The organism is Micromonospora sp. LOL_024, from assembly GCF_048060415.1.
GTDB lineage: Bacteria > Actinomycetota > Actinomycetes > Mycobacteriales > Micromonosporaceae > Micromonospora.
Genome location: NZ_JBHMIS010000007.1, coordinates 207,407 through 229,832 on the forward strand (window position 1 = coordinate 207,407; position 22,426 = coordinate 229,832).

Annotated in this window: 18 protein-coding genes; 9 read left to right on the forward strand and 9 right to left on the reverse strand. The window is 71.9% G+C overall.

All coding sequences use genetic code 11. From position 1 onward, the window contains the following. Positions 1–33: 33 nt before the first annotated feature. Together ACFHWY_RS11425 and ACFHWY_RS11430 are read right to left on the reverse strand one after the other, a co-directional pair. On the reverse strand, positions 34–1,455 hold the full coding sequence (locus ACFHWY_RS11425) for a hypothetical protein (protein WP_416580117.1): 1,422 nt from the start codon (positions 1,453–1,455) through the stop codon (positions 34–36). Next, entirely contained in the window at positions 1,452–2,315 is an 864-nt protein-coding gene (locus ACFHWY_RS11430) for an ABC transporter ATP-binding protein (RefSeq protein ID WP_416580118.1), read from the reverse strand. The genes ACFHWY_RS11425 and ACFHWY_RS11430 overlap by 4 nt, the downstream gene beginning before the upstream one ends. A 34-nt stretch (positions 2,316–2,349) precedes the next feature. On the opposite strand from ACFHWY_RS11430, the gene ACFHWY_RS11435 reads away from it, so the two are divergent. From ACFHWY_RS11435 to ACFHWY_RS11445, 3 genes are all read left to right on the forward strand, one after another. Beyond that, positions 2,350–2,931 carry a TetR/AcrR family transcriptional regulator gene (locus ACFHWY_RS11435; protein WP_416580119.1) on the forward strand — a complete coding sequence of 194 codons (582 nt, stop codon included), beginning with the start codon at positions 2,350–2,352 and terminating at the stop codon, positions 2,929–2,931. A gap of 74 nt (positions 2,932–3,005) precedes the next feature. Next, a complete protein-coding gene (locus tag ACFHWY_RS11440) occupies positions 3,006–3,929 on the forward strand; it encodes a ParA family protein (RefSeq protein WP_416580120.1) in 924 nt (307 codons plus the stop codon). Between the two features lie 8 nt (positions 3,930–3,937). Further along, complete coding sequence (locus tag ACFHWY_RS11445; protein ID WP_416580121.1) at positions 3,938–4,405, forward strand: hypothetical protein; 468 nt, start codon at positions 3,938–3,940, stop codon at positions 4,403–4,405. Positions 4,406–4,412: 7 nt separating this feature from the next. Here ACFHWY_RS11445 and ACFHWY_RS11450 read toward each other — a convergent pair whose 3' ends face one another. The 4 genes from ACFHWY_RS11450 to ACFHWY_RS11465 all read right to left on the reverse strand — a co-directional run bounded on the left by ACFHWY_RS11450 (position 4,413) and on the right by ACFHWY_RS11465 (position 10,133). Further along, a complete protein-coding gene (locus ACFHWY_RS11450) occupies positions 4,413–6,548 on the reverse strand; it encodes a HelD family protein (protein WP_416580122.1) in 2,136 nt (711 codons plus the stop codon). Positions 6,549–6,796: 248 nt separating this feature from the next. Beyond that, positions 6,797–7,585, reverse strand: coding sequence for a hypothetical protein (locus tag ACFHWY_RS11455; protein WP_416580123.1), 789 nt, complete (start codon positions 7,583–7,585; stop codon positions 6,797–6,799). Between the two features lie 35 nt (positions 7,586–7,620). Beyond that, positions 7,621–8,916, reverse strand: a complete 1,296-nt coding sequence (locus ACFHWY_RS11460) for an HEXXH motif domain-containing protein (protein ID WP_416580124.1) — start codon at positions 8,914–8,916, stop codon at positions 7,621–7,623. Between the two features lie 17 nt (positions 8,917–8,933). Continuing rightward, positions 8,934–10,133 (reverse strand): FxsB family cyclophane-forming radical SAM/SPASM peptide maturase, encoded by a 1,200-nt coding sequence (locus ACFHWY_RS11465; protein ID WP_416580125.1) that lies wholly within the window; start codon positions 10,131–10,133, stop codon positions 8,934–8,936. A gap of 276 nt (positions 10,134–10,409) precedes the next feature. Between ACFHWY_RS11465 and fxsA the strand changes: the two genes are divergently transcribed. The 3 genes from fxsA to ACFHWY_RS11480 are packed head-to-tail and all read left to right on the forward strand — an operon-like array spanning position 10,410 to position 15,530. Continuing rightward, the gene (gene fxsA / locus ACFHWY_RS11470; protein WP_416580126.1) at positions 10,410–10,616 is read left to right on the forward strand and encodes an FxSxx-COOH cyclophane-containing RiPP peptide; all 207 of its coding nucleotides are present in this window, start codon (positions 10,410–10,412) and stop codon (positions 10,614–10,616) included. Beyond that, on the forward strand, positions 10,603–14,505 hold the full coding sequence (gene fxsT, locus ACFHWY_RS11475) for an FxSxx-COOH system tetratricopeptide repeat protein (protein WP_416580127.1): 3,903 nt from the start codon (positions 10,603–10,605) through the stop codon (positions 14,503–14,505). Before fxsA ends, fxsT begins: the two co-directional genes overlap by 14 nt. Before the next feature lie 11 nt (positions 14,506–14,516). Beyond that, entirely contained in the window at positions 14,517–15,530 is a 1,014-nt protein-coding gene (locus ACFHWY_RS11480) for a hypothetical protein (protein WP_416580128.1), read from the forward strand. 15 nt (positions 15,531–15,545) lie between these two features. On the opposite strand, the gene ACFHWY_RS11485 is transcribed toward ACFHWY_RS11480, so the two are convergent. Further along, positions 15,546–17,723, reverse strand: coding sequence for an AAA family ATPase (locus ACFHWY_RS11485; RefSeq protein WP_416580129.1), 2,178 nt, complete (start codon positions 17,721–17,723; stop codon positions 15,546–15,548). 313 nt (positions 17,724–18,036) lie between these two features. Between ACFHWY_RS11485 and ACFHWY_RS11490 the strand changes: the two genes are divergently transcribed. Genes ACFHWY_RS11490 through ACFHWY_RS11500 form a run of 3 tightly spaced genes read left to right on the forward strand, consistent with a single transcriptional unit; the run spans position 18,037 to position 20,544 of the window. Next, the gene (locus ACFHWY_RS11490) at positions 18,037–19,836 is read left to right on the forward strand and encodes a RyR domain-containing protein (protein WP_416580130.1); all 1,800 of its coding nucleotides are present in this window, start codon (positions 18,037–18,039) and stop codon (positions 19,834–19,836) included. Then, positions 19,826–20,335 (forward strand): hypothetical protein, encoded by a 510-nt coding sequence (locus ACFHWY_RS11495; RefSeq protein ID WP_416580131.1) that lies wholly within the window; start codon positions 19,826–19,828, stop codon positions 20,333–20,335. Before ACFHWY_RS11490 ends, ACFHWY_RS11495 begins: the two co-directional genes overlap by 11 nt. A gap of 29 nt (positions 20,336–20,364) precedes the next feature. Further along, on the forward strand, positions 20,365–20,544 hold the full coding sequence (locus ACFHWY_RS11500; RefSeq protein ID WP_416580132.1) for a hypothetical protein: 180 nt from the start codon (positions 20,365–20,367) through the stop codon (positions 20,542–20,544). Positions 20,545–20,560: 16 nt separating this feature from the next. On the opposite strand, the gene ACFHWY_RS11505 is transcribed toward ACFHWY_RS11500, so the two are convergent. After that, positions 20,561–21,187, reverse strand: coding sequence for a response regulator transcription factor (locus ACFHWY_RS11505; protein ID WP_416580133.1), 627 nt, complete (start codon positions 21,185–21,187; stop codon positions 20,561–20,563). Next, positions 21,184–22,356, reverse strand: a complete 1,173-nt coding sequence (locus tag ACFHWY_RS11510) for a sensor histidine kinase (protein ID WP_416580134.1) — start codon at positions 22,354–22,356, stop codon at positions 21,184–21,186. The genes ACFHWY_RS11505 and ACFHWY_RS11510 overlap by 4 nt, the downstream gene beginning before the upstream one ends. Positions 22,357–22,426 lie beyond the last annotated feature (70 nt).

The following is a 22,426-nucleotide window of genomic DNA, read 5'->3' on the forward strand; positions in this document are numbered from 1 at the left end:
TCGTCGGCCCGGCATGACGTCCAGGATGGGGGGCTACCCGAGTCTGCGGATCACCCGGCGGCTGAGCGGGATCAGCCAGGCGGTGACGCAGGCCAGGCCGGCGAGCAGGTGGGCCGCGTCGGTGGCGGGCCAGGATCGCACGATCCAGTATGTCGGCAGGGGCGCGAGTAGCCAGCCGCCCGGTCCGGTGAGCCACCAGGCCGCGACCGGCAGGTACGCGGGCAGCGCCAGGAGTTTGTCGGCGGTGACCCCCTGAACCCGGCTGCGGGCGACCGCGAGGGTCGCGAGGGTGACCAGCGGCCCGAGCGGTACGGCGAGCAGGAGCGCACCGGTCGCGGCTGCGGGGACCAGACCGGACAGTGGCGCGGCGACGGCGAGGCCGGCGGCGCTGAGCAGCGTGACAGCCACCAGCCGGTACGCGAGGTAGCGGGCGACGCCGAGCGGTGAGGTCCGTACGACGGCGAGCGTGCCCGCTTCGAGATCGTCCAGCACGATCAGCGCGCCGGTCATGCCGAATGCGACCGGTACGTGCACCGCGACGATGAGTATCGCCAGGACCGCTTCGTAAGGCGCCGGGTCCACGCCGTGGGTGTGCCGAAGCCATCCGGCCAGCGGCGGGTAGCCCAGGCGCAGTGCGAGCGCGAGCAGCAGCGGGCTCAGCGTCACCATGGCCAGCATCGAGTCGCGGGTGAGGTTGCGCAGGTCCGCGCTGGGGAACACCAGCCAGCGCGGTCGGCTGGGCAGCGCCCGGGCGTGCAGCACGGCCCGGTGGGGCGGCACCTTCTGGCTGGCGCGTTGGCGCCAGGTGGCGTAGCCGACGGCGCCCGCCGTGCACAGCGCCAGATGTCCGAGCAGCAGGCCGGTCGGGTAGGGGGAGTCGCCGCGCAGCAGCATGAGGGCGCCGGTGGTGGGCGTGGCGTACCACAGCGGTCCGGTCAGCAGCCCGACGGAGACCGCGAGCGGCACTGCGAGCAGCAGCGCCATCGGTCCGGGCAGCGCCACCATGAAGGCGACGAACTCGTCCCGGCGGGCGGCGAGGCCGGCGGCGACGGCGAGCAGGAGCAGGCCGGACAGCGCGATCACGGGAAGGGTCGTGCCGAGTTGGCCGGTACGCCGCCCGGCGAGCAGCACCGGTGCCGCGCTGAGCGTGGTGAGCACGGCCAGCGGTGCCAGCCGCGCCGTGACCCGTTCCCACGGGCGTGCGGGGCTGACGCCGAGCGCGTCGGCGACGCCGGTGGACCGATCGGTGACGGTCAGCGCGCCGGCGAACAGGGTGCCGACCGTGGTGATCTCCAGGAAGATCAGGTATGGCGTGGCGACCTGGGCGGCCGGCGTCGGCAGCAGCGCGAGCAGCACGGACCAGCAGGCGGCGAGCCCGAGTAGCGCCGCCGGGACGAGCTGCCGCGTCTGGGTGCGCAGTTCGAGGGCGAGCAGGGCGTTCAGTCTCCGGGTCACGGTGCGGGCCGGTGGCCGGTGACGGCGATGAAAACGTCGGCGAGCGCGGCCTCGCGGGTGTGTACGGTCCGCACCCGGCCGGTGGCGAGCAGGGCCAGCAGGGCAGGGTCGTCGGTGGCCGGGAACTCGGCCTGCCGCAGCTGTCCGGCCTCTGCGAACTCGACTGCGACCGAGCGGTGGCCGTGGGCGAGCCGGAGGTTGCGGGGGGTGTCGGTGGCCACGATGGCGCCGTCGCGCATGAACGCGACCCGGCTGCACAATTCCTCGACGGCCGGCATGTCGTGGGTGGTGAGCAGGACCGTCCGGCCTGCGTCCGCCTGCGCGCGGATCACCGCCCGGACGTCGGCGGCGTTGGCCGGGTCCAGCCCGGAGGTGGGTTCGTCGAGGAACAGCACGTCCGGTCGGTGCAGGATCGCGCGGGCCAGGTTCAGCCGCATCTTCATGCCCTTGGAGAAGGTCGCGACCCGCTGGTCGGCGGCGTGGGCGAGGCCGACGGTGGCCAGCGCCTGCTCCGGCCGGTCGGCGGGCCGGCGGTAGAGCGCGGTGAAGGCGGCCAGGTTTTCCCGGGCGGTGAGCTTGGGGAAGTACGCCGGCAGCTCGAACCCCACGCCGATGTTTTCGTACAGCGCCCGTCCGCGACCGGCGACGGGTTGGCCGAGCACCTCGACGTCGCCGGAGTACCGGTGGTGTTGGCCGGTGAGCACGCGCTGGGTGGTGGACTTGCCGGCGCCGTTGGGTCCGAGCAGGCCGAACACTTCGCCGGTAGTCACCGCGAAGTCGATGCCGGTCACCGCGTCACGCGCGGCGGTGGGGTAGCGGACCCGGAGCCCTTCGACTCGGACAACCTCATCTTGCATCATGATGCAAAATTACATCACCGTGTAAAGTAACGCCATGGGGTTGCGGGAGCAGAAGAAGCAGCAGACCCGGGCGGCACTGGTCGACGCGGCGGCCCGGCTCTTCGCGGCGACGGGGTACGACCGGACCACGGTCGCGGACATCGCCGCCGCGGCGGGCGTCTCGACCCGCACCTTCTTCTCCTACTTCCGGGCCAAGGAGGACGTGCTCTTCGCCGGCACCGACCAACGACTGGCGGTCATCGCGGAGGCGTTCGACACGGTGCGGGCCGACACCCCGCGGGAGGCGCTGCACCGCCTCGTCGAGCACGTGCTGGCGACCTCAGACGACCTGTCCGACCCGGGTCGGCTCGGCATCATGTTCGCCAGACCCGAGCTGCAGGCGCAGGCGCTGCGACGGCTGATCGCCGCGCAGCGGCTGATCGGCGAATGGCTGCGCCGGGCCTACCCCGACCGGTTGGACGACGCGCAGTCCCGCGCGGTGGCCGGTGCCGTGGTCGGCGCGTTGGTCGGTACGGTCCTGGGTGCCATCGAGCGAGGTGACGCACCAGCGGGGCTGCGCGAGCAGATCGGCCGTGCCCTCGCGCTGCTGGAGGACGGGCTGCGCGTCCTCGACTGAGCACCGCGACCGTCGGGTCAGCGGCGCGCGCACCCCCGGTGAATCTCGCTGACGCACGTGGCATGCTGCTGGCCATGCGTCAGCCCGGGAGCGTCGTCTCTGTCATCAACTACAAGGGCGGCGTGGGCAAGACGACGTTGACGGCGAACATCGGGGCCGAGCTGGCGACGCGTGGCCTCACCGTGCTCCTGATCGACCTGGACCCGCAGGCGAGCCTGACGTTCTCCTTCTACCAGCCGCACCAGTGGGAGCAGGACCTCGCCGACGAGCGCACCGTCCTCCAGTGGTTCGGCGCGGTGCTGCAATCCGGCGGCTCCCGCCCCCTCGATCCGTACGTGGTGACCCCGCCGGTGGTCAACGAGATGATCGCCCGAGCCGGCCCGGGTCGGCTGGACCTGGTCCCGTCCCACCTCATGCTGATCGACGCCGACCTCGACTTCGCCGCCGACCTGGGCGGCTCCCGGTTCCAGCACGGAAGCCCGCGCTACCTGCCGCTGCACCGGGCGCTGGCCGACGCGCTCGACGACGCGACCTTTCCCGGGTACGACGCCGTGCTGATCGACTGCGCGCCCAACTTCACCATGGTCACCCGCACCGGCATCGTCGCCAGCGATCACATCCTGATTCCGGCCAAGGCGGACTACCTCTCCACGCTCGGCATCGACTATCTCCGCAAGAAACTCTCCGAACTGGTACGCGATTACAACCGGGTCGCGGGCGGCACCGGCGTGAAGATCAACCCCATGATTCTCGGTGTCGTGCTCACCATGATCCAGTACGCCGGTTCCGGGCCGATCCTCGCCCAGCGCAACTTCATCGAACAGCCCAGCAGCGTCGAACTGCCGGTGTTCCGGCAGATGATCCGGGACAACAAGACCCTCTTCGCCCCCGCCGGCGAGCACGGGATTCCGGCCGTCCTACTGCCCCACGCGAACCCCACCGTCCAGTACGAGCTACAGCAGCTCGCCAGCGAGTTCCTCGCCCGGATCCGAAACTAGGAGCATCCGTGACCAGCCCAGCCGACCTGAGCCACGCCGTACTGCTGCGGGTGGCGGACTTCCTGCGTACGCTCCCAGCGGACCAGCTGGCCGCACTGGCCGACGGGTCCGCTCGGTTGCAGTTGCAGCTCGCGGCGACGGGCGCGACCGGAGCGATTCGCGACCGGGCGGTGGGCGAGTCGACGACATCCGGGACCGGAGCCACCGGCCGGGCGGCGAAGGCCGCGCCGCCGCTGGCGGTCGAGGCGGAGCAGGTCCGCACCGACCTGGCCGCGATCGACGACCGGACGGCTGCCGGCCGCTACCTCGACGACCTGCGGCTGACCGTGCCGCAGCTGAAGGCGCTCGCCAAGCAACTCGGAATCGCGGTGCCCAGCAGGGCGACCAAGGCCGACGTGCGGCGTGACATCGTACAGTGGACGGTCGGGCGGCGACTCGACTCCTCGGCGATCAGCCGGCCCGCACCGACCAGCTGACCCGCGATCAGCCGGGCCGCTCCGCCTCAGCCAGGGCGCGGCGCACCTCGTCGAGCACCGCGTCCCACGACGCGGGCGGCGCCGCGCCGCGCACCTGGCCGGCGAGGTGCTCGGCGAACCGGCGTAGCGTCCGATCGGAGAACAGCCCGCCGGGCTCCGCCGCCGCCGGTTCCGGCCGAGGTGGCACGGTCATCGGCAGCGGATCCGCGACACAGACGATGTCCAGATAGGCCGTGGTACGGGTCAGCGCCACGTAGAGCAGCCGGTGCCCACGCTCGTCCTCGGCCACGATCTGTTCCGGCTCGACCACCACCACCGCGTCGAACTCCAGTCCCTTCGCCTCCTGCGGGCTCACCAGGTTGACCGCGCCGCCAAGTTCGCCGCGCTGCGCGCTGCTCCAGCCGACACCATTGTCGGCCAGCGCCGCCTCCACCTCGCGGCGACAGCGTGCCGGACAGACGATCCCGACGAAGGCGCCCTGCTCGGCGTGCGCTGCGGCCAGGGCGACCACCCGCCCGGCCCGCTCGGTCAGCGGGACCCGATGGATCCCGGGCTCGGCCGGACCCGTACGCACCACCTCCGGCGGTGTCACACCGGCAGCGGCCACCGGCAGCACCCGGGCGGCCAGCCGGTACGCCTGCGCGGGCACCCGGTAGCCGTACCGCAGCGGCGTGATCGCCACGGGACGCACCGCGGGCAGGTGATCGGTCACCTCGGCCCAGTCGTCACGGGCCCACGGGCCGGTCGACTGGGCGAGATCCCCGATCAGGGTGAACGAGCCGCTCGCGCAGCGGCGGCCGACGGCCCGCAGCTGCATCGGCGACAGGTCCTGCGCCTCGTCGATCACCACGTGCGCGTACCGGCGTCCCGGACCGTCGACGAGCTGCGCCACATCGTCCAGCAGCGGCAGGTCCGCCCCGGACCAGACCTCCTCGGAGAGCCGGTCCGCGCCCTGGCGGTGTAACTGGGTCACCTCCTCCGCGGTGAACTCCGAGCCGGCCGCGGCGCCCAACCGTGCCCGCGAACCGAACAGATCGCGCAGGAACGCCGCCGCCGACTGCTGCGGCCACAGCCGCTCGACGAGATTCGCCACCGCGGGTGCCCCGGCCGCGTCGATGCCGGCGCGCTGGCCGACCAGGTGGACCACCCGGTCCCAGAACAGGCGACGTCGTGGGGAGTACGGCAGTTCGGTCGTGTTCGCCACCGCCATCGCCTCGGCCAGCTCCGTCCCAGGCACGGTGACGAACCGCCCGCCCAGCAGGAGCCGTTCGGCCGGCTCGGGCCGGCCCAACCGGTTGCCCAGTGCGCGGGAGAGCAGGCCGGCCATCCGTGCCTCGCCCTTGAGTCGGGTCACCTCGGCCGGCTCCGTCCGGCCGCGGCGTACGTCGGGCGCCAGCCGGGCGACGTCACGCATCGACACCTCGGCGTCGCCGAGGTCGGGCAACACCCGCCCGATGTAGCGCATGAAGGTCGGGTTCGGTCCGACCACCAGCACGTCCTGTGGTGCGAGGTCGTCGTGGTTGAACAGCAGCCAGGAGACGCGGTGCAGGGCGACCGCTGTCTTGCCGGTGCCCGGGCCGCCCTCGATCACCAGCACCTGCTCCCGCGGCGCCCGGATCAGCTCGAACTGGGCTGCCTGGATCGTTGCCACGATGTCGCGCATCTCGCCGGTGCGGGCTCGGGCCAGATCGTCGAGCAGACGCTGGTCGGGCCGGTCCATCGCGTCCGCGAGCTGGGCGAAGATCAGGTCGGCGAAGTCCTGGATCGTGTTGCCCGCGCACTGGTAACTGCGCTTGCCCACCAGGCCGCGAGGGTCGGCATGACTCGCCTCGAAGTAGGGCGCGGCGGCCGGGGCCTGCCAGTTCACGACCAGCACCTCGCTGCGCTCGTCGGTCACGACGTGTCGGCCGACGTAGAGCGTGCTGCCCGACCCGTACTCGATCCGGCCGAACGCCACCGCCTCGTCGTTGTCACCGATGGCCTCGGCCGCCGCCTCCGCGTACCGCTTCAGGTGGGCGGCGGCACCGGGATGCGCCGCCGCGGCGGCCAGCTCGGTCAACGAGTCCCGCCGCTGAGCCCGATGCCGGGCCGCCGTGTCGAAGAAGGTCTGCTCGTTGGCGATTTCCGATGATCTGCTGCCCACACAAGCTCCTGACTCCGGCGGAACCGCCACACCCTATCCCTACGAGCGGCGGCGCCCGCGCCCGTCGATCGCATCGCTGACGGCCGGGTTACTTCGCCGGTGACCACCTCAGCCACTACATCGCCTCGCAGGCCGGGGCGTTCGAGTCGGCCCGCAAGGTGGTGACCGACCTGCACGCCCGCGTCATGTCCAGCTGAGCGGCGGGCGCGCCCTGCGGCGCTCCGGCCGAGCACCGGACGCGACCGCGCTCAGGCGGGCCGATGGTTGTTGGAGCCGCGCACCCGCTGGATGACGTTCTCGACCCACCGTTCGAACTTGCTGCTGCCGCCACCGAGCAGGCCGGCGAGTTCGTCCTCGGTCACCCCGCCCCGCGCGGCCAGCGACTCGACCATCGTCCTCAGCCGCCGATGGTCGTCGTCCTCGCTCGACGCCACGCCGACCACGCCGGTGCCGAGGTGACGTTGCAGATCCTGGAGGATGTCCATCATCTGCGGCAGGGTCTCGATGACCTGCGACAGGCCGGCCTCGTGCGGGCTTGACGACCCGCGAAGCTCCTGCAGGGTGAGGGCGACCGACATCGGTGTGACGATGTCCGCCTCCCGGCCGATGGTGTCGATGGCCCGGCCGAGCTGCTCCTTGGCGGTGTGCACGCTGTCCAGGTCGGTGTGGTCGACCAGGATCGTCCGCATACCCTGCACGTCGAAGGGCAGCTGCTGATCCTTCGCCATCAACTGCACGAACGGCTTGCGCAGCGCGTGCCGGACCGCCAGTTCGTAGAAGACGTTGGCGTTCTGGTCGGTCAGGTCGGCGATGACCAGGTCGTTGCGGATGATGCGGTCCAACACCTGGGAGGTGATCAGACCGGCGCGTTCGATCTCGTCGCCGCGCACCGCGACGAAACCCCGCTCCTCCACCACCGGGCGGATCACGTGCTTGAGGATCTGGTCGCTGCGTTTGCGGATCTCCGAGCCTTCGGGGCCGATAGGGGCGATCACGAAACACTCACGACGCGCAGGCTGCTCGCTGTCCTCCCCCATGGACCCAGCGTAGTGGAGCACGGCCAGGCGGGTGGTCAGCCGGTCGGTGCCCGATCCCGGTCCCACCGGGCCCGGTGGGCGGCCAGCAGCCGGAGGGCCTCGACGCTCGCCCGCTCGGTGACCGGCTCCGCCAGCCATCGGGCGAGCACACCCGACATGCCGTCCACCAGGCGCCGACCCACCGGGGTCAGCCGTCGCTGCTCGGCCAGCACCCGAACGGTGTCGGCGGTGGCCCTGCTCCACCGGGCGAACTGGACCTCCGCGTGGTGCCGGGCCGCGTCCGGGCCGGTCACCCGCGCCTGCCGGCGCCAGAAGCCCGCCACCCCCAGATGGGCGTACGCCCCGTGCAACAGACCGTCCAGTGGCCGCCGGTCGGTCCGCCACGGCGCGTAGAACAGCCCTGTCGATCCCGGCTCCAGCACCGCGAACAGATCGGTCAGCGCGGCAAGTTTGGCGTGCTGGATCTCGTGGGCCAGCACCGCGGCCGTGGACCGGGCATCCGGTGGCAGCGACATCACCACCGAACCGAAGGCGTGGTGGAAGGTGCCGCTGCGGGTGCTGCTGCGGGGCGCGGGGATCGGCACCAGCGCGCGGAGCACGGCGGAAAGCTCCTCGGCGACCGGCCGGTGGTGGTCCACCAGGATCCGCCACGCGCCGTCGACGCGGGACCTCCAGGCGTCGATCGGCACGTCGCCGAACCGGTGGTCTGCGCCCAACCCGGGCACGTGGCGCCAGGTTCGGGTGTCCAGCAGCAGCGACAACGGTAGCCCGCCGTGTGCGACGTCCAGCCGGGACAACGGCTGCCAGCGCCGGTCCGTCGACCGGCCGTCGCCGATGTCGACCTGCTCACCGGCGGCGAAGGCCCGCGCATGCCCGCCGGCTATCCGGATCCGGGCCCGCGTGGCGGTGACCGGAAGGGTCACCGTGCCGAGGCCGGGCAGGTCCAGCAGGCCGGCCGCGCCGGGGGCGAGCGGGACGTCGAGCTCCGCGTCGGTGCCGCCGCGGACGGCCGCGGTCACCGCCACGGCGGCCAGCAGCCCCGGGTACGCCGCCGGCGCGTTCCCCGCGTCCAGCAGTGACACGGTGCCGAACGCCCAGGCGGCGACGGGCGGGTGGGCGAGCGCGGCCAGCCGATCGTGCGGGGGTACCTCGGCCAGCACGCGGTAGGCCGCCTCGACCACCGACCGGTCGGGGTGCGCCGTATCGCGCAGCAGCAACAGCAGCGCGCGTACCAGCAGCAGGGTCTTGCTGCGTTGGGCGGACCGTAGCAGCGCCACCGCCGCCGCTCCGCCGCGACCGGCGGCGAGCTCGTCGAGGACCGCTCTCGGCACCCGGTGCACCGACGGGATCAACGCGACGACCCGGACGTCGTCGTCAGGTCCCGGCGTACCGTGCGGCGGATGTGACCGATGAGGGCGTACAGGTCGGGACAGTAGACGGAGGGGTTGTCGAAGCCGTTGCCGGCGCGGTAGCGGTGCGTTCGCAGACCTCCGCCGCACACCCGGCGCAGGTCGCAGGCGCCGCAGGTCGCGCAGAGCGCCGCCGTCCCGTCCTGCTGGGACCGCACCGCGGGCAGGTCGAGGGCGGCGTCGAACGGATCCCGCGCCACGTGCAGCCCGGTGCGCGCCGCGCCGGAGTAGGCGGCGGCGAGCGTGTCGTCCAATTCGATCTCGCCGTCGGTCTGCACCACCGCCACCGCCACCGGACTGAGACCGACCCCGGCCAGCCGGGAGGCGCCGCCGAGCAGCAGTTGGATGATCTCGTCGAAGAGCCGGATCCGAACCGGCGGGCCCGGCGCGTGGTACCACCGGTCGAAGACCTGGATCAGCCACCGCGCGTAGGGGGTCCGGCCAGGGTCGACCGGGCGCTCCGGTGGGGGAGTGCTCCAGGTGCCGTGCGGGAGCAGGAAGTCGATTGCCGGCGGCCGGTGCGCGAGCAGGCTGAGATACGTGGCGACCGGGTCGTTGCGGAGGCCGACGGTGCACAGCAGCCCGTTGAACAGGTGCGGGTAGCCTGCGGTCAGGCGACGTAGAGCGGTCTCGACGCGGGCGTGGCTGCCCTGTCCGTCGGGTCCGCGTCGGTGCCGGTCGTGCGCGGCACGGTCGCCGTCGAGGCTGATGCTGAGCCGCACGTCGAGCCGGTCGAACAGACTGAGGTACGTCTCGTCCAGCCGGATGGCGTTGGTCTGCACGGTCAGTCGTACCGGCACCGGTGCCACGCCGTGTCGGATGGCCGACACGGCTGCCTCGATTCGGGCTGGCCCGGCCAGCAACGGTTCGCCGCCGTGCAGGATCACCGAGACCCGGTCGAGCCGGTGCGTCCGGACGTGTTCACCGATCCGGTCAGCGGTCGCGTCGAGCACCCGTTGCGGCATGATCCGGGGCAGGTCCCGCCACCGCTGGTCGGCCATGGTGTAGACGTAACAGTGGTCGCACGCCAGGTCGCAGCGACTGTGCAGCTTGAGGACGAACTGGCGGAAGGCGACGGCCGGAGCGCGCCGGGTGGCGTTGCCGTCGGGCGGCCGGTGGCCGTCGTCGGATCCGGGCATCAGGAACTCCACCGTCCTGGCTGCGGCCGGCTGGCCGTGGTCGCCGGGCCCACAGCATACATCGACGTACGGCGCTGTAATTCCTGCTTTCGGCCCGACTGGGCGCGCCGGTCCGCGTCCGGACCGCCAATGCGCTGGCCCGCGCCCGGCCGTAGGCGGCCGTCTGACGGCAACGTCATACCGTTATCATGGGCGTACGCAGCGGATCTGGCCGACCGTCGATGTCCGGCTCCGAGGGCACGCGATCACGGTGCGAGATCGCGATCATTGTGCGAGATGCAGACAGGCGGTGATCGGGGGATGGACACCGGGGAGGACGCGTTGCGCTCCGATCTGATCGATCTGACCGACGTGGACCTGGTCGCGTTGGACGCCGTGCCGAACGAGGTACTCCTGGCCGCGCTGCACCGGTTGCAGCGCCGCAGCGGCGCGGCCGGCGACCAGTACGCGGGCTGGCAGAGCGCCATCGATGGCGACGACTGACCGTGAGGACGCCCCGGCCGTGCCGGGTGACGTCCCGCAGCAGCGCCCCGCCAGCGGCCAGGCCGGCACGCCGGGACCGGAGAAGACGGTCGGCAGCTGCACCATCGTCTCGTTCGTCTCGCCCACCAGCGGCACGGGACGCAGCAGCGCGGTGGCCAACATCGCCTGGATCCTCGCCTCCAACGGCAAGCGGGTGCTCGCCGTGGACTGGTGCACCAGGACGCCCAGGGTCTACGACTACCTGCGTTCGTTCCGGGTGGACGCCGTCCCGGCCGCCGGGGTCCTCGGCGCGGAACTCGCCGCCCTGATCAGCCCGCACCCCGACCATCCCACCCACCGGGCGGCGGCGTTGACCGCGCCGACCGCGCCGGAACAGGGCGTCCTCTACCGGTACGCGATATCCGGGTCGAGTTTCGGGTTCGCGATGATCGGCATCAGCAGCGACGTCAACGCCCTGCCGGAGGTCGACCCGGTCCGGGCCCGGCAACTGCTGCAGCACGGCGGCTACGACTACGTCCTGATCGACACCCCGATCGACCTCACCCTGCCGGGCATCAGCTACACCGCGATGCTCAGCGACGTCACGGTGGTCTCGATACCGCCCCGCCGGCAGGCGATGCAACAGGCGGCGGAGCTGGCTGGCCAGCTGCAGCGGGAGGCCACCGGCGGCATCCGGGTGCTCGCGGCACCGACGCTGCGCGATATGAGCCAACCGTGGTACGGAGCGGTCCGCGACTCGGCCCGCAAGGCGTTCGCGAACCTGCTCGACGAGTCGACCGCAGGGCTGTCCGATAGCTCCACCATGGAGATCGTGGAGGTGCCGGAGCAGGCGTACGACACCTACGACGACGTGCTGGCCGTGCTGGCCGATTCGCCCGGCGGCGAGAACAGTCTCCTCGCTGCCTACGAGCAGATGGCGTCCTGGATCAGCGGGGGCGCGGTGGCCCGGGCGGCCGAGGTTCCCGAGCGGATCCGTCGCCGGTACCGCCGAGGTGTGCTGCTGGACCGGGCCGAGAGCGCCGACGAGATCCATGTGCTGTACGAGCCTGTCGACCGGCCGTTCGCCGACTGGATCGGCGGGCAGCTCCGTCGGGCGAACGCCCAGGTCCATCCGCACGCCGTGCGATCGGGAGTGGTGCCGGCGTACGGCCCGGACGCCACGGTGATTGCCATCTTGTCGCCGAGGGTGGTGAAGGCCCTCGGTGCCGGTTTGACGGCGCCGCCCGACACCGGCGTCGAGGTGTTCGGCGTGCTGACCAGCGGGCATGCCCCCGAACAGCTGGATCCGGGCCGGGTCATCGATCTGCGGGCGGTCGACGCGGCGCGGGCACAGCCGCTGCTGCTGAGCCGGCTGGGTCTCATCGCACCCGCGCAGCCCACCGGCGACCTGCGAACCGCGCCGCGATATCCGGCCGAGGCGGAGCGTCGGCTGCGGTCCAACCTGCCCACCAGGAACGAGTTCTTCGTCGGTCGCGGCGAATACCTCGAACGGCTGCGTGACCAGCTCGCCGACGCCGGTGGTCCGGTGACTCTCTCCGGCGGCGCCGGTGTCGGCAAGAGCGAGATCGCCCGCGAGTTCGCGCACCGCTTCGCCTACGACTACGACGTGGTCTGGTGGATCCCGGCGCAGGACCGGGAGACGGTCCAGGCGGCTCTCGGTGAGTTGGCCCAGGAGATCAACGTGGCCGACAGTGTCGGCGCGGCGGAGGCGGCCGTGGCCGCCCTGTCGGCGCCACGCGGAGCCATCGCCCGCTGGCTGTTGATCTACGACAACGCCGACGACGCGGATGTGCTGGCCGGACTGCTGCCCCGCCTCGGCGCCGGGCACGTGCTGTTCACCTCGCGGGACGACGGCTCCTCCAACCTTCCGGCACCGCTGGAGGTGGCGGCGTTCACCGGCGACGAGAGCACCGCGATGCTACGGCGGACGCTCGGCATCAGCGCCGAGGACGCGCGGGCCATCGCGGCGGCGGTGGAGCACCTGCCGCTGGCGCTGCGGCTGGCCACCGCGTGGATTCGCGAGCGAACCCGAACCCTGGAGGGCGAGGGCGTACCCAACCTGGAGGCGGTCGGCCTGTGCGTCGCCGAGCTGCTGGACTGGCTGCGATCCTCGGGTGAGGAGGAGCCGACCGAGCGGATTCCCGGCTCCCGCACCTCGACCGTGGCCCGGGTGCTGGACATCACCCTGGACACCCTGCGGGACACCGAGTTCGGGCCGCTGGCGATCCGGGTAGCCGAGATCGCTGCGTTCCTCTCGCCGGAGGGCATCGGGTTCCCCCTGCTGCGGTCGGTGCCGATGCTGACCCAACTCGCCGCCGCCGCGGGCGTCGACGCGGAGGAGTTGCTGCTCGACGCCGGTGAGGTCGACCTGGTGCTGACCGTCGGCACACGGTTCGCCCTCTTCGACATCGACTGGGGTCGCGGTGCCGCGCTGCGGATGCACCGGGCCATCCAGGTCCTGCTGCGCGAGGCGATACCCGAGCCGCAGCGACGCGAGCGCCATCGCCAGGTGCTGCGCGGACTGGCCGGCTACGCGCCGACGGACCCGGAGGCCGACGACCGCCACTACCTACCGGTCTTCGAGGAGTTGCAGCGGCACCTCGTGCCCTCTGGCGCGTTGACGGCCGACGAGCCGCCCGTGCGGCACTGGGTGGTGAAACAGCTCCGCTATTTGTTCTTCTTCGGCGACAGCGACGCCTGGCATTCGGCGGTGCGGGTGGCGCAGCAGGTCTGCGACCGGTGGACGGCCACCGGCGACTTCGATCAGCTGACGATGCGGCTGTTCGTGCAGACCGCCAACCTGCACCGGATGCTGGGTAGACACCAGGAGGCTCTCCGCCTCGACGAGCGGGTGCTCAGCGAGCAGCGCCGCCGCCACGGACTGCGGCACTTCCGGACCCTCATCGTCGGCCGGGGCCGGGGCGGTGACCTGCGTGGTCTCGGTCGTTTCGAGGAGGCGCTGGTGGAGGACCAGGCGACCCTCGTCGGTTACCAGGAAGTGCTCGGCGACGACCACCCGAACACCCTGATGGCGATCAACAATCTCGCCATCGCCTTCCAGCTGATGGGCGACGCACGCGAGGCACTGCGGCTGGCAAATCAGCTGCTCGGCCGGTGGATGTCGCTGTTCGGGCCGGAGAAACCCGAGACCTGGCAGGCGTCGTGCCTGGTCGGGACCCTTGAGCGGGAGGCCGGCGAATACGGTCTGTCGCTGGCCACCCTGCGCGAGACACTGGAGCGGGTGCACGAGTTGCAGTCCGCCAAACACCTCGACGAGCTGCGCGTCAACCGGAGCCTCGCGGTGACGGAACGCCGGCTCGGGCTGGGCATAGCCGCGAAGAAGCGCAGCATCGAGACGTTCCGTGGCTACCGGGACCGATTCGGCGAGGACCACCCGATCACCCGCGCCAGCCTGCTCAGCATGGCCGTGGACTACTACCGGGCAGGGGACGCCGGGATCGCCGTCGAACACGCCAACCGCTGCCTGCGTGGCTACAAGCGGCAACTGGAGACCGGGCATCCGTTCACCGCGGTCTGCTCGGTCAATCTGGGGCTCTTCCAGCGCGGCGCCGGCGAGTACGACCAGGCCGTCGGGGACGGCGAACGGGGCCTGCGTACGCTGCGGGCCCGGCTCGGCGACACCCATCCGTGGACGCTGACCGCCACCACGGCCCAGGCCGGCCACCTCGCCGCCCGGGGTGACCTCACCGATGCCCTCCGGGTCCAGGAGGACACGCATCACACCTGCCTGCGCTACCTCGGCCGGCGCCATCCTTGCACCATTGACGCCGCCGCCAACCTCGCCGCGATCCGCGCGATGCACGAGGGCGCCAGTGGCCCGGGTGTCATCGCGTTGACCGACACCGACATCGACGTGCCGAGAAGCTGAGGAGTGGCCAGGTGACGGATCCGCAGCTGACCGAGGCGCTGGAGGAGGAGTCGGCCGAGCAGGATGTGCCCGCATTCCGCAAGAAGCGCAAGCTGTGCCGGGAGTTGCTGCTCGGCGGCACCGGCATCTACCACATCGCGTTCTACACCGGCGGCGTCCTCGACTTCTCCCTGGACCTCCTGGGTCACCCGTCGGCGCCGGCCGCCATCGACGAGGCGGAGCCCGGGCAGCGCCGCGAGGCGCACCGCCGGGCGGGTGCCCAGCTCGTCTACCGGGCGGCCGACCTCAGCCAACGGGTGTGGGAGCTGCAATGTGGGGGTCTGGTCCGGCTGGCCGTACAGACCCGAACGGACCTCGTGTTCTGCTACCGGGTGATCGGCGGCGAACATGTGGTGGGCTTCGGGGCGCTTCCGTCCCCCACCACCGGCGCGGTGGCCGACCCGACCCAGGCGAGCGAGATCGACCGGGCGGCCGCCCAACTCGCTACCGCGCTGCGCCAGCTGGTGCGGCTACCCTCGCAGAATCCGGGCGGCTGGCAAACCGCCGGTGACGCACAGGTGCCGGTGTCGTCGTCGACCGTCGACTTCGAGGCGTACACGGCCGGTTTACCGGAGTCCAGCGGCCTGCTCACCACGGCGCTGCGGCCCGCCGGACTGCACTACCTCAGCCACCACCGGGCGGGGGAGCAGACGGCAGCGGCCGACATCCTGCGTCATCCGGACCTGGAGCCCTTCTTCAGTCGCGGCGTCACCGTGGCTGGCCGGCGGGCCCGTTACGAACGCCTGGCCGGAGACCTGTCCCTGCTGTCGCTGCAGGTCAGCCGGGATCTGCGCCGAACCGTGTCCGGTGAGGTTGACCGCCTGGTGCTCGACCTTGAGATCGGCGCGGTCTTCTACTATCTGCTCGGCCCGGAGGAATACCTGTTCGGGGTCGCGCTCGACCAGGACTGGGTCACCCAGGCGGATCTCGACATGTCAGCGGTGGGACGGCGGCTGACCGGAACGGACACCCAAACCAGCACGTGAGGTGGGGCAGGCCGGTCAGGCGTTCACCATCAGCAGCCGCACCCGCCCGCTCAGCCCGTCGAACATCGACCGTGCCTCCGACCAGCTGCGGGAGCGGTCCGGCGGCTCGATCTGGCCGCCACCGCCCGGGACGGCCAGGTCGCCCAGCACGTCCAGCTGGAACAGCGGCAGGTACTCGGCGATACCGTCATAGGTTTCACAGAGCCGGTCCAACCTGTCCAGATCTCCCGGGCGGGGTGCGCGGCGGTGGCCCTCGCACCAGCTCTCGACGCCGTCGCGGAACGCCTCAATCAGCCGCCGCAGCACCATCGAGGTGCCCAATGCCCGCTGCACGTCCCGTGATCGCAACCCCGAGCGCAGCGGGGCGGCGTCCTCGACCGCCCGTCGAATCTCGGTGCCGGGCGGTGCGAAGGCGTCGCGCAGGTGACGGTCGAAGCCGGTGAGCTGGTCGAGGGCCTGGATGGCCTCGGCGAAGAGCCGGGCGACCGGGCCGGGCAGCACCGCGGCACCGGCCGTGGGGCGGTCCGGAGGATGGTGGTCCCGCCGCCCTGGGCCCCGCCGATCGTGGCGCAGGTCGCCCCGGATCTCGTCCAGCTGGTACGACAGCCGTTCGATGGAGCGCTGGGCGTTGGTCTGCTGCCGCTGGATGCGCTCGACCCGCGTCCGTACCGACGTCAGCGCGTCCGCGCCGAGCGCCTGCTCGAGCCGGCGCAGGGAGGCCTTGATGCTGCCGGACAGGTCTTCGGGGAAGGACTGCGGGTCGTAGACGATCGGCTCCACACTGAACGTCTCGGTGAGGTCGGCGGCGAGATCCGCCGGCAGGTGCCCGACGACGACCAGGATCACCTCGCTGTCGGGCGCCGCCGCCCGGATCGCCACCACCCGGCGGTTCAGCGCGTCGACCTCCTCGGACTTGAGCACCGATTCGGACAGGAGCACGCAGCAGCCGGCGCCCTGTTCCTCCAGCGGCACCCAGAAGTCGACCGGTAGGTCCCGAAGCGAACCGATCAGGTGGTCCCGCTGGTACGACCAGCCGTCCTGGGTGAGTACCCGCCGCACGTCGGCGGCGACGTCCAGCCTGCTGGCCAGGTCGAACTGGACCCGCACCGCCTCACGGACCATGAGATGGTCTACCGGCGTCTCGGCCTGCGCCGCCCGCTGGAACAGGTGGTAGCACAGCCGGATCAGCCGGCGGGGCACCCCATCGGTCAGGTTGGTGAGGTACTCGGTGGTCTCCACCGTGAACGGTGCCAACCGTGCCTGGCCGGACGTGCGCAACTGGCTGCGCCGGATGAAGTCCCGCACGTCCTGAGCGTTCAGCGCGGACATCCGCACGATGGGCCCGATCCGCTGCCGCACGTCCGGGCTCAGCAGGTGCAACATGTCGGGCAGCCCGGCAATCGCCAGGAAGGCGCCGGCCGACGCGAGGATCTCGATCAGCCGGGAGAACCGGGCCATCGTGTCGTCACCCGGACGGCCCGCCGCCGAAAGGACTTTGTCGATCTCGTCGAGCACCAGCACGAAGCGTTCGCGGCGGCGCCCGCACAGCAGGGCGAGCACCCCCATCGTCGCCACCGCGTCGGACTCCACGTCGGCCCGGGCGGGGACGCCGGCCGCCTGCAGGGCCGGCCCGGGCGGGTACCCCATCAGCCAGTCCCACGCCGTAGCTTCGGTGGTGGGGTCGAGCAGCATGGCCAGCACCGTGCCGACGGACGGGTCGGTGGTGACCGGGGCCAGCTCCGCCCGTAGCCGTTCAGCGAGTCGCGCGGCTCCCGCCGGCCCGTCCAGTTTGCTACCCGGCGCGGTCACGGCAGGTGACTCCGCCCGGTATTCGGCGACCAGGGCCCGCACCGCGTCGCGGGACAACCGACCGAGGAACTGGCGACTCAGTGACAGGAACGTGTCGGCGGGTGCGTCGAGGTAGATCGCGCTGACCGTCTCACCGGTGGCCCTGTGGGTGTGGGCCAGCAATTCGGCGGCCAGGTGTGTCTTGCCGGTGCCGTAGTCACCCACCACCGCGACCGTGCCACCGTCGCCGCTGCGCAGGTAGTGGTCCAGGTGGGCGAGCACGTCACGGATGGCGGTGGTGGTGACCGTGGTCGCCTGCCCCCCGCCTCCGGGCACCCTGGCAACAGCCGTCGGGGAGAACGGGTTGACCGGACCGACTGCCGGTGGATCTTCGGTTGCATCCATCTTTATGATCCTCCGGTAGCTCTGGTCTGGGCACCAGGAACTCCCACGGCACGGGCCGGCTCTGCTCCGCCGCACCTTCGGGCCGTCTTCAAATCGTAGCCGTCAGTAGCCATCGCAGCTGACCTCACCAGGCCACAGATCGGTTTCACCTGCGAATAAGGAACGATCGGTGGGCACGCCGGGCACCGGTGGGATAGACCGCGTCCCATAGCATATGGCCCATGGTCGCAATCCGGTGGCCGCGGCGCCGGCCAGAGCGGCCCGACCCGCTGGGCGCCCGGCCCCTCGGTCCGTCGGCCCTGGCAGCTTTTTGATGACGTACCCGGCCCCCGGCGCGGCCCGCCCCGCCGCATGGTGGCTGCGGCTGGTGTTCGCGGCGATTGGCCTGTTCGCCCTGATCCTCGGCTACATCGGTCTGAGCCGCCTGTCGCAGGTGCGGCCGGACGCCATCGGGGACAGGTACGACATCCTCTACTACGACCTCCAGCTCTTCCTGCTCGGCGCCGAACTCTTCGAGAACCCGGGCCCCTATCCGTGGCAGCTGCAGGTCGCGCGGTTCGTCGCCCCGCTCTTCACCCTGGCCGCCGTGGCCGAAGCCGGCCGGCTGCTGCTGGCCACCGAAATCCGGCGGCGACGCGCCCGGCGGGCCAGCGGCCACGTGGTGGTCTGTGGGGACACCCAGTACGCACACATGCTCGCCGATCGGCTCCACGCCGACGGTGAACGGGTGGTCGTGGTGCGTTCCGAGCCGTTCGGCCCGCTGGAGTACCGGCGGCGTCGGTACCTCGGTGTCGTCGGGGATTCCACCAGCGCCGAGGTGCTGCGCGGCGCCGGCCTGCCCCGCGCGCACACCATATACGCGTGCACCGACGACGATGACCGGAACCACGCGATCGCCAACACCGCCAACCGGCTGATCCTCGACCGGCGGCACCCGGCCCGCGTCTACGTCCAGGTCCACGACCCCGAGATGTGCCTGTCACTGCAGGCCCGGCGGCTCGGCGCCGCCGGATCCAGCCGGCTGCGGCTGGACTACTTCCACGTCGACGACATCGCCGCCCGCGCGCTGCACCGGCACCACCCGTTGCCGTCGGTTCCCGGCCGGCGGACGAAGGTCCTCATCGCTGGCGAGGGCAGCTTCCGGCGAGCGCTGCTGGTGGAGACCGCCCGGCACTGGCGCGCCGGCCGGACCGACGGCGGCCGGTCGGGCCGACCGTTGCAGGTGGACCTCGTGGGGCCGGACGCCAGTACCGAACTCGCCCTCGCCGCCTCCCGCTACCCGTTCCTGGGCAGGGTCTGCCGGCTGTCCGCGTACGATCGGGAGATCGGTGAGCTGATCGGGCTGGACCAGTTCGGCGCCGGTGGCTACGACCGGACCTACATCTGCGCCTCGGACGAGATCGGCGGGCTCCGGTTCGCGCTGGACACGCCGGCGCTCTGGCGGGGCCCGCAGAGTTCCATATTCGTGCCGGTCTACCGACAGGCCGCGCTGGCCGCCGCCTTTCACGGCGACTCCCGCCACGACCTGCTCGACGAGGTGCACGGGAAGTTGCGCCTCTATCCGGTGCTCACCCACGCCTGCGAGGCCCGGCTGATCGCCGAGGATCTCACCGAGCGGCTGGCCCAGCAGATCCACGACCGATACCTGCACGCCCAGCAGCGGGCCGGAGTGGGCTTCGGCGACGCGCCCGCGATGGTGCCCTGGTCCCGGCTGCCTGAGTCGCTGCGCCGGGCCAACCGCAGCCACGTCCAGGACATCGCCGCCAAGCTGCTGAACCTGGGCTGCGTGGTGGCGCCCCGGCACGGCGGCGCCGGTGACGCCTCGGCCGCCGGGCGGGCCATCGACGACCGGATCGAGGTGCTCGCCCGACTCGAACACGAACGGTGGTGCCGGGAACGGCGGGGTGAGGGCTGGACGTACGGCAGGCCGCGCGACGAGGTGCGGCGACGGCACCCCGAGCTGCGGCCGTGGGACGAGCTGACCCCTGCCGTGCAGGAGCAGAACCGTGAGGAGATCCGGGCGCTGCCAGACGTACTGTCCGACAGCGGGTTCGAGCTGATCCGGCTCGGGGCCGTACCCGTCCAGCGGGAAGGAGCGGCCGATGGTGCCTGACCGCGTGCCGGTGCGCGTCGGGGTCACCGGGCACATCAACCTGACTCCGGCCACCGAGCGGCTGGTCGCCGACGCGCTGCGCGTCGAGTTGTGCCGCAGCAGCGACCGGCCGGTGCACGGCGTGACCTGCCTGGCGGCCGGCACCGACCAGGTTTTCGCCCGTGTGGTCCTGGACAGCGGCGGCACGTTCGAGGTGGTCCTGCCGGCCCCGGACTACCGGGACACGATCAGGCCGGCGAGCCGGGCCGACTTCGACGAACTGCTGGACCGGGCGACCCGGGTCATCCACACCGGTTACCGGAGCTCCGGCACCGCCGCGTACGTGGCCGCCAACCGGGAGCTGCTGCGGCGCGTACAGCGGCTGTTGGCGGTCTGGGACGGCGAGCCGGGCTGCCACTCGGCGTCGACCGACCGGACCGTGGCCCTGGCGCGGGCGCGGGGCATACCAACCACGATCGTCTGGCCCGCCAACTCTCGCCGGGCCGCCGGCGAGCCCTGAGCGGCGGTGGATGTGTGCGAGGGGCCTGATTGGCGTACATCCGACAGGGTCCGCGCAGGGCGGAGCGGCGTGGCGGCGCCGTCACCGAGCGCCCGCCGGCCAGCGACGAGAGGAGGACCTCTAACGCCGCGCCCGACGCGCCTCTGCCCGAGCGGGTTGTCGCCGGGAAGGAGCCCTTCATCATCCTCGGCGCGATGGCCGCCGGATAGTGCGGCAGCGACCCGCTCAGACGCCGTGGGCGAACAGGGCCAGGCGTACCCGGTTCGGGCTGCCCGTCTTGGTCATCAGGCTGGTGATGTGGGTCTTCACCGTGGTCACGCCGATATGCAGCCGCTCGGCGATCTCGGCGTTGGACAGACCCTCGGCGACCAGTTCCAGCACCTGCCGCTCCCGGGCGGTCAGTCCGTCGACCGGCGGGGGCGCCCCGGTGCGGGCGTGTGTCGCACGGTGGACCAGGCGGCTCAGCACCTCCTGGCTGAACGGGCTGTCGCCGGCGGCGGCCCGGCGTACGCCGTCCAGCAGCTCGGCGGGGGGCGCGTCCTTGAGCAGGAAGCCACAGGCGCCGGCGGTCAGTGCGGGATAGAGGTGGTCGTCGTCGCCGAAGGTGGTCAGCACCAGCACGCGGGTGCCGGGACGGTCGGCGAGGATGCGGCTGGTCGCGGAGATCCCGTCGACGCCCGGCATGCGTAGGTCCATCACCACCACGTCGGGCACCAGCCGAGCGGCGAGGGAGATCGCGTCCCGGCCGTTGTTGGCCTCGCCGACGACCTCGATGTCCGGCTGGGCCTCGCAGAGCATGCGTAGTCCCGTGCGGATGAGGTGTTGGTCGTCGACGAGCAGGACGCGGATCATGTCGGCTCCGCCGGTGCCGGCAGGACGGTACGCACCCGCCAACCTCTGCCGTCGGGGCCGGCGGCCAGCCGGCCGCCGAGCACCTCGACCCGCTCGCGCATTCCGGGGATGCCGTGACCGCCGCCGGCCGGAACCGCCGCCGGCACCCGGCCGCGTCCGTCATCGACGACCTCCCAGTGCACGGCCCCGTCGACGACGCCGACTGACAGCCGCGCAACGCTGGACGTCCCGGCGTGCTTGGCCACGTTGGTCAGCGACTCCTGGGTGAGGCGCAACACCGCCAGCCCCCGCACCGCGTCGAGCGCACCGACCGCCGGATCGATGTCGGCCTCCACGGTGACGCCGGCCTGGCGGGCCCGGTCGATCGCCGCGCCGAGGGCGGTCGGTAGCGCCGACGGTTCGATCGCGGTCAGTGCCGCGTCTCCGCTTACGCCGTCGGGGTCGCGCAGCACCGCGACCAGCCGGCGCAGGTCGGCCAGTGCCGCGCTGCCGGTGGCGTGCACGTCGTCGAAGACCGCGCCGACCCGGGGATCCAGTTCGGTCAGCACGTGCCGGGCCACACCGACCCGCAGCACCATCGACGCCACGTGGTGCGCGACCACGTCGTGTAACTCCCGCGCGATGGCGCTGCGTTCGTCGGCCCGAGCGGCACGGCTCTCCGACTCGCGTCGACGCTGCGCCTCCGCCTCCCGCTGGTGCGCCTGCTGGCCGAGTTCGCGGGTGGTCCGGATGACCAGTCCCAGCAGCAGCGGGATGCCGACCTCGATCAACAGCCCGAACCCACCGGAGAGCACGTGCGGTAGCGGGTCGCCGATCGAATCGGTCAGATCGACCGTGGTCAGCAGCCCGGCGGCCAGCCAGATGATCCGGGTGCCGCGCGCAGCCATGGTCAACTCGAGCAACGCCCAACTGGCGCCGACCTGATTGATCATGATGTCGTCGACCAGGTATATCGCGGCCGCCAGTAGCGCGGTCTGCGTCACCAGGTTGACCAGCGGCCGGTGGTGGAACGACAGCCCGACGACGAAGGCGGGTACCGCGAGGAACCACTGTGTGGTTGTCGGCGCGACCGGAGCACCGAAGATCAGATACCCGATGCCGGCGAGGACGACCAGCCCCATTCGCACGGGGGCGTCGCGCGCGTCGAACAGCCGTCCCAGCCAGCTCACGGGTTCAGCCTAGTACGGCAGCCGCCATTCGTGATCATGGTTGGCATTCGAGGTTGAGGCGGCGGGCGTA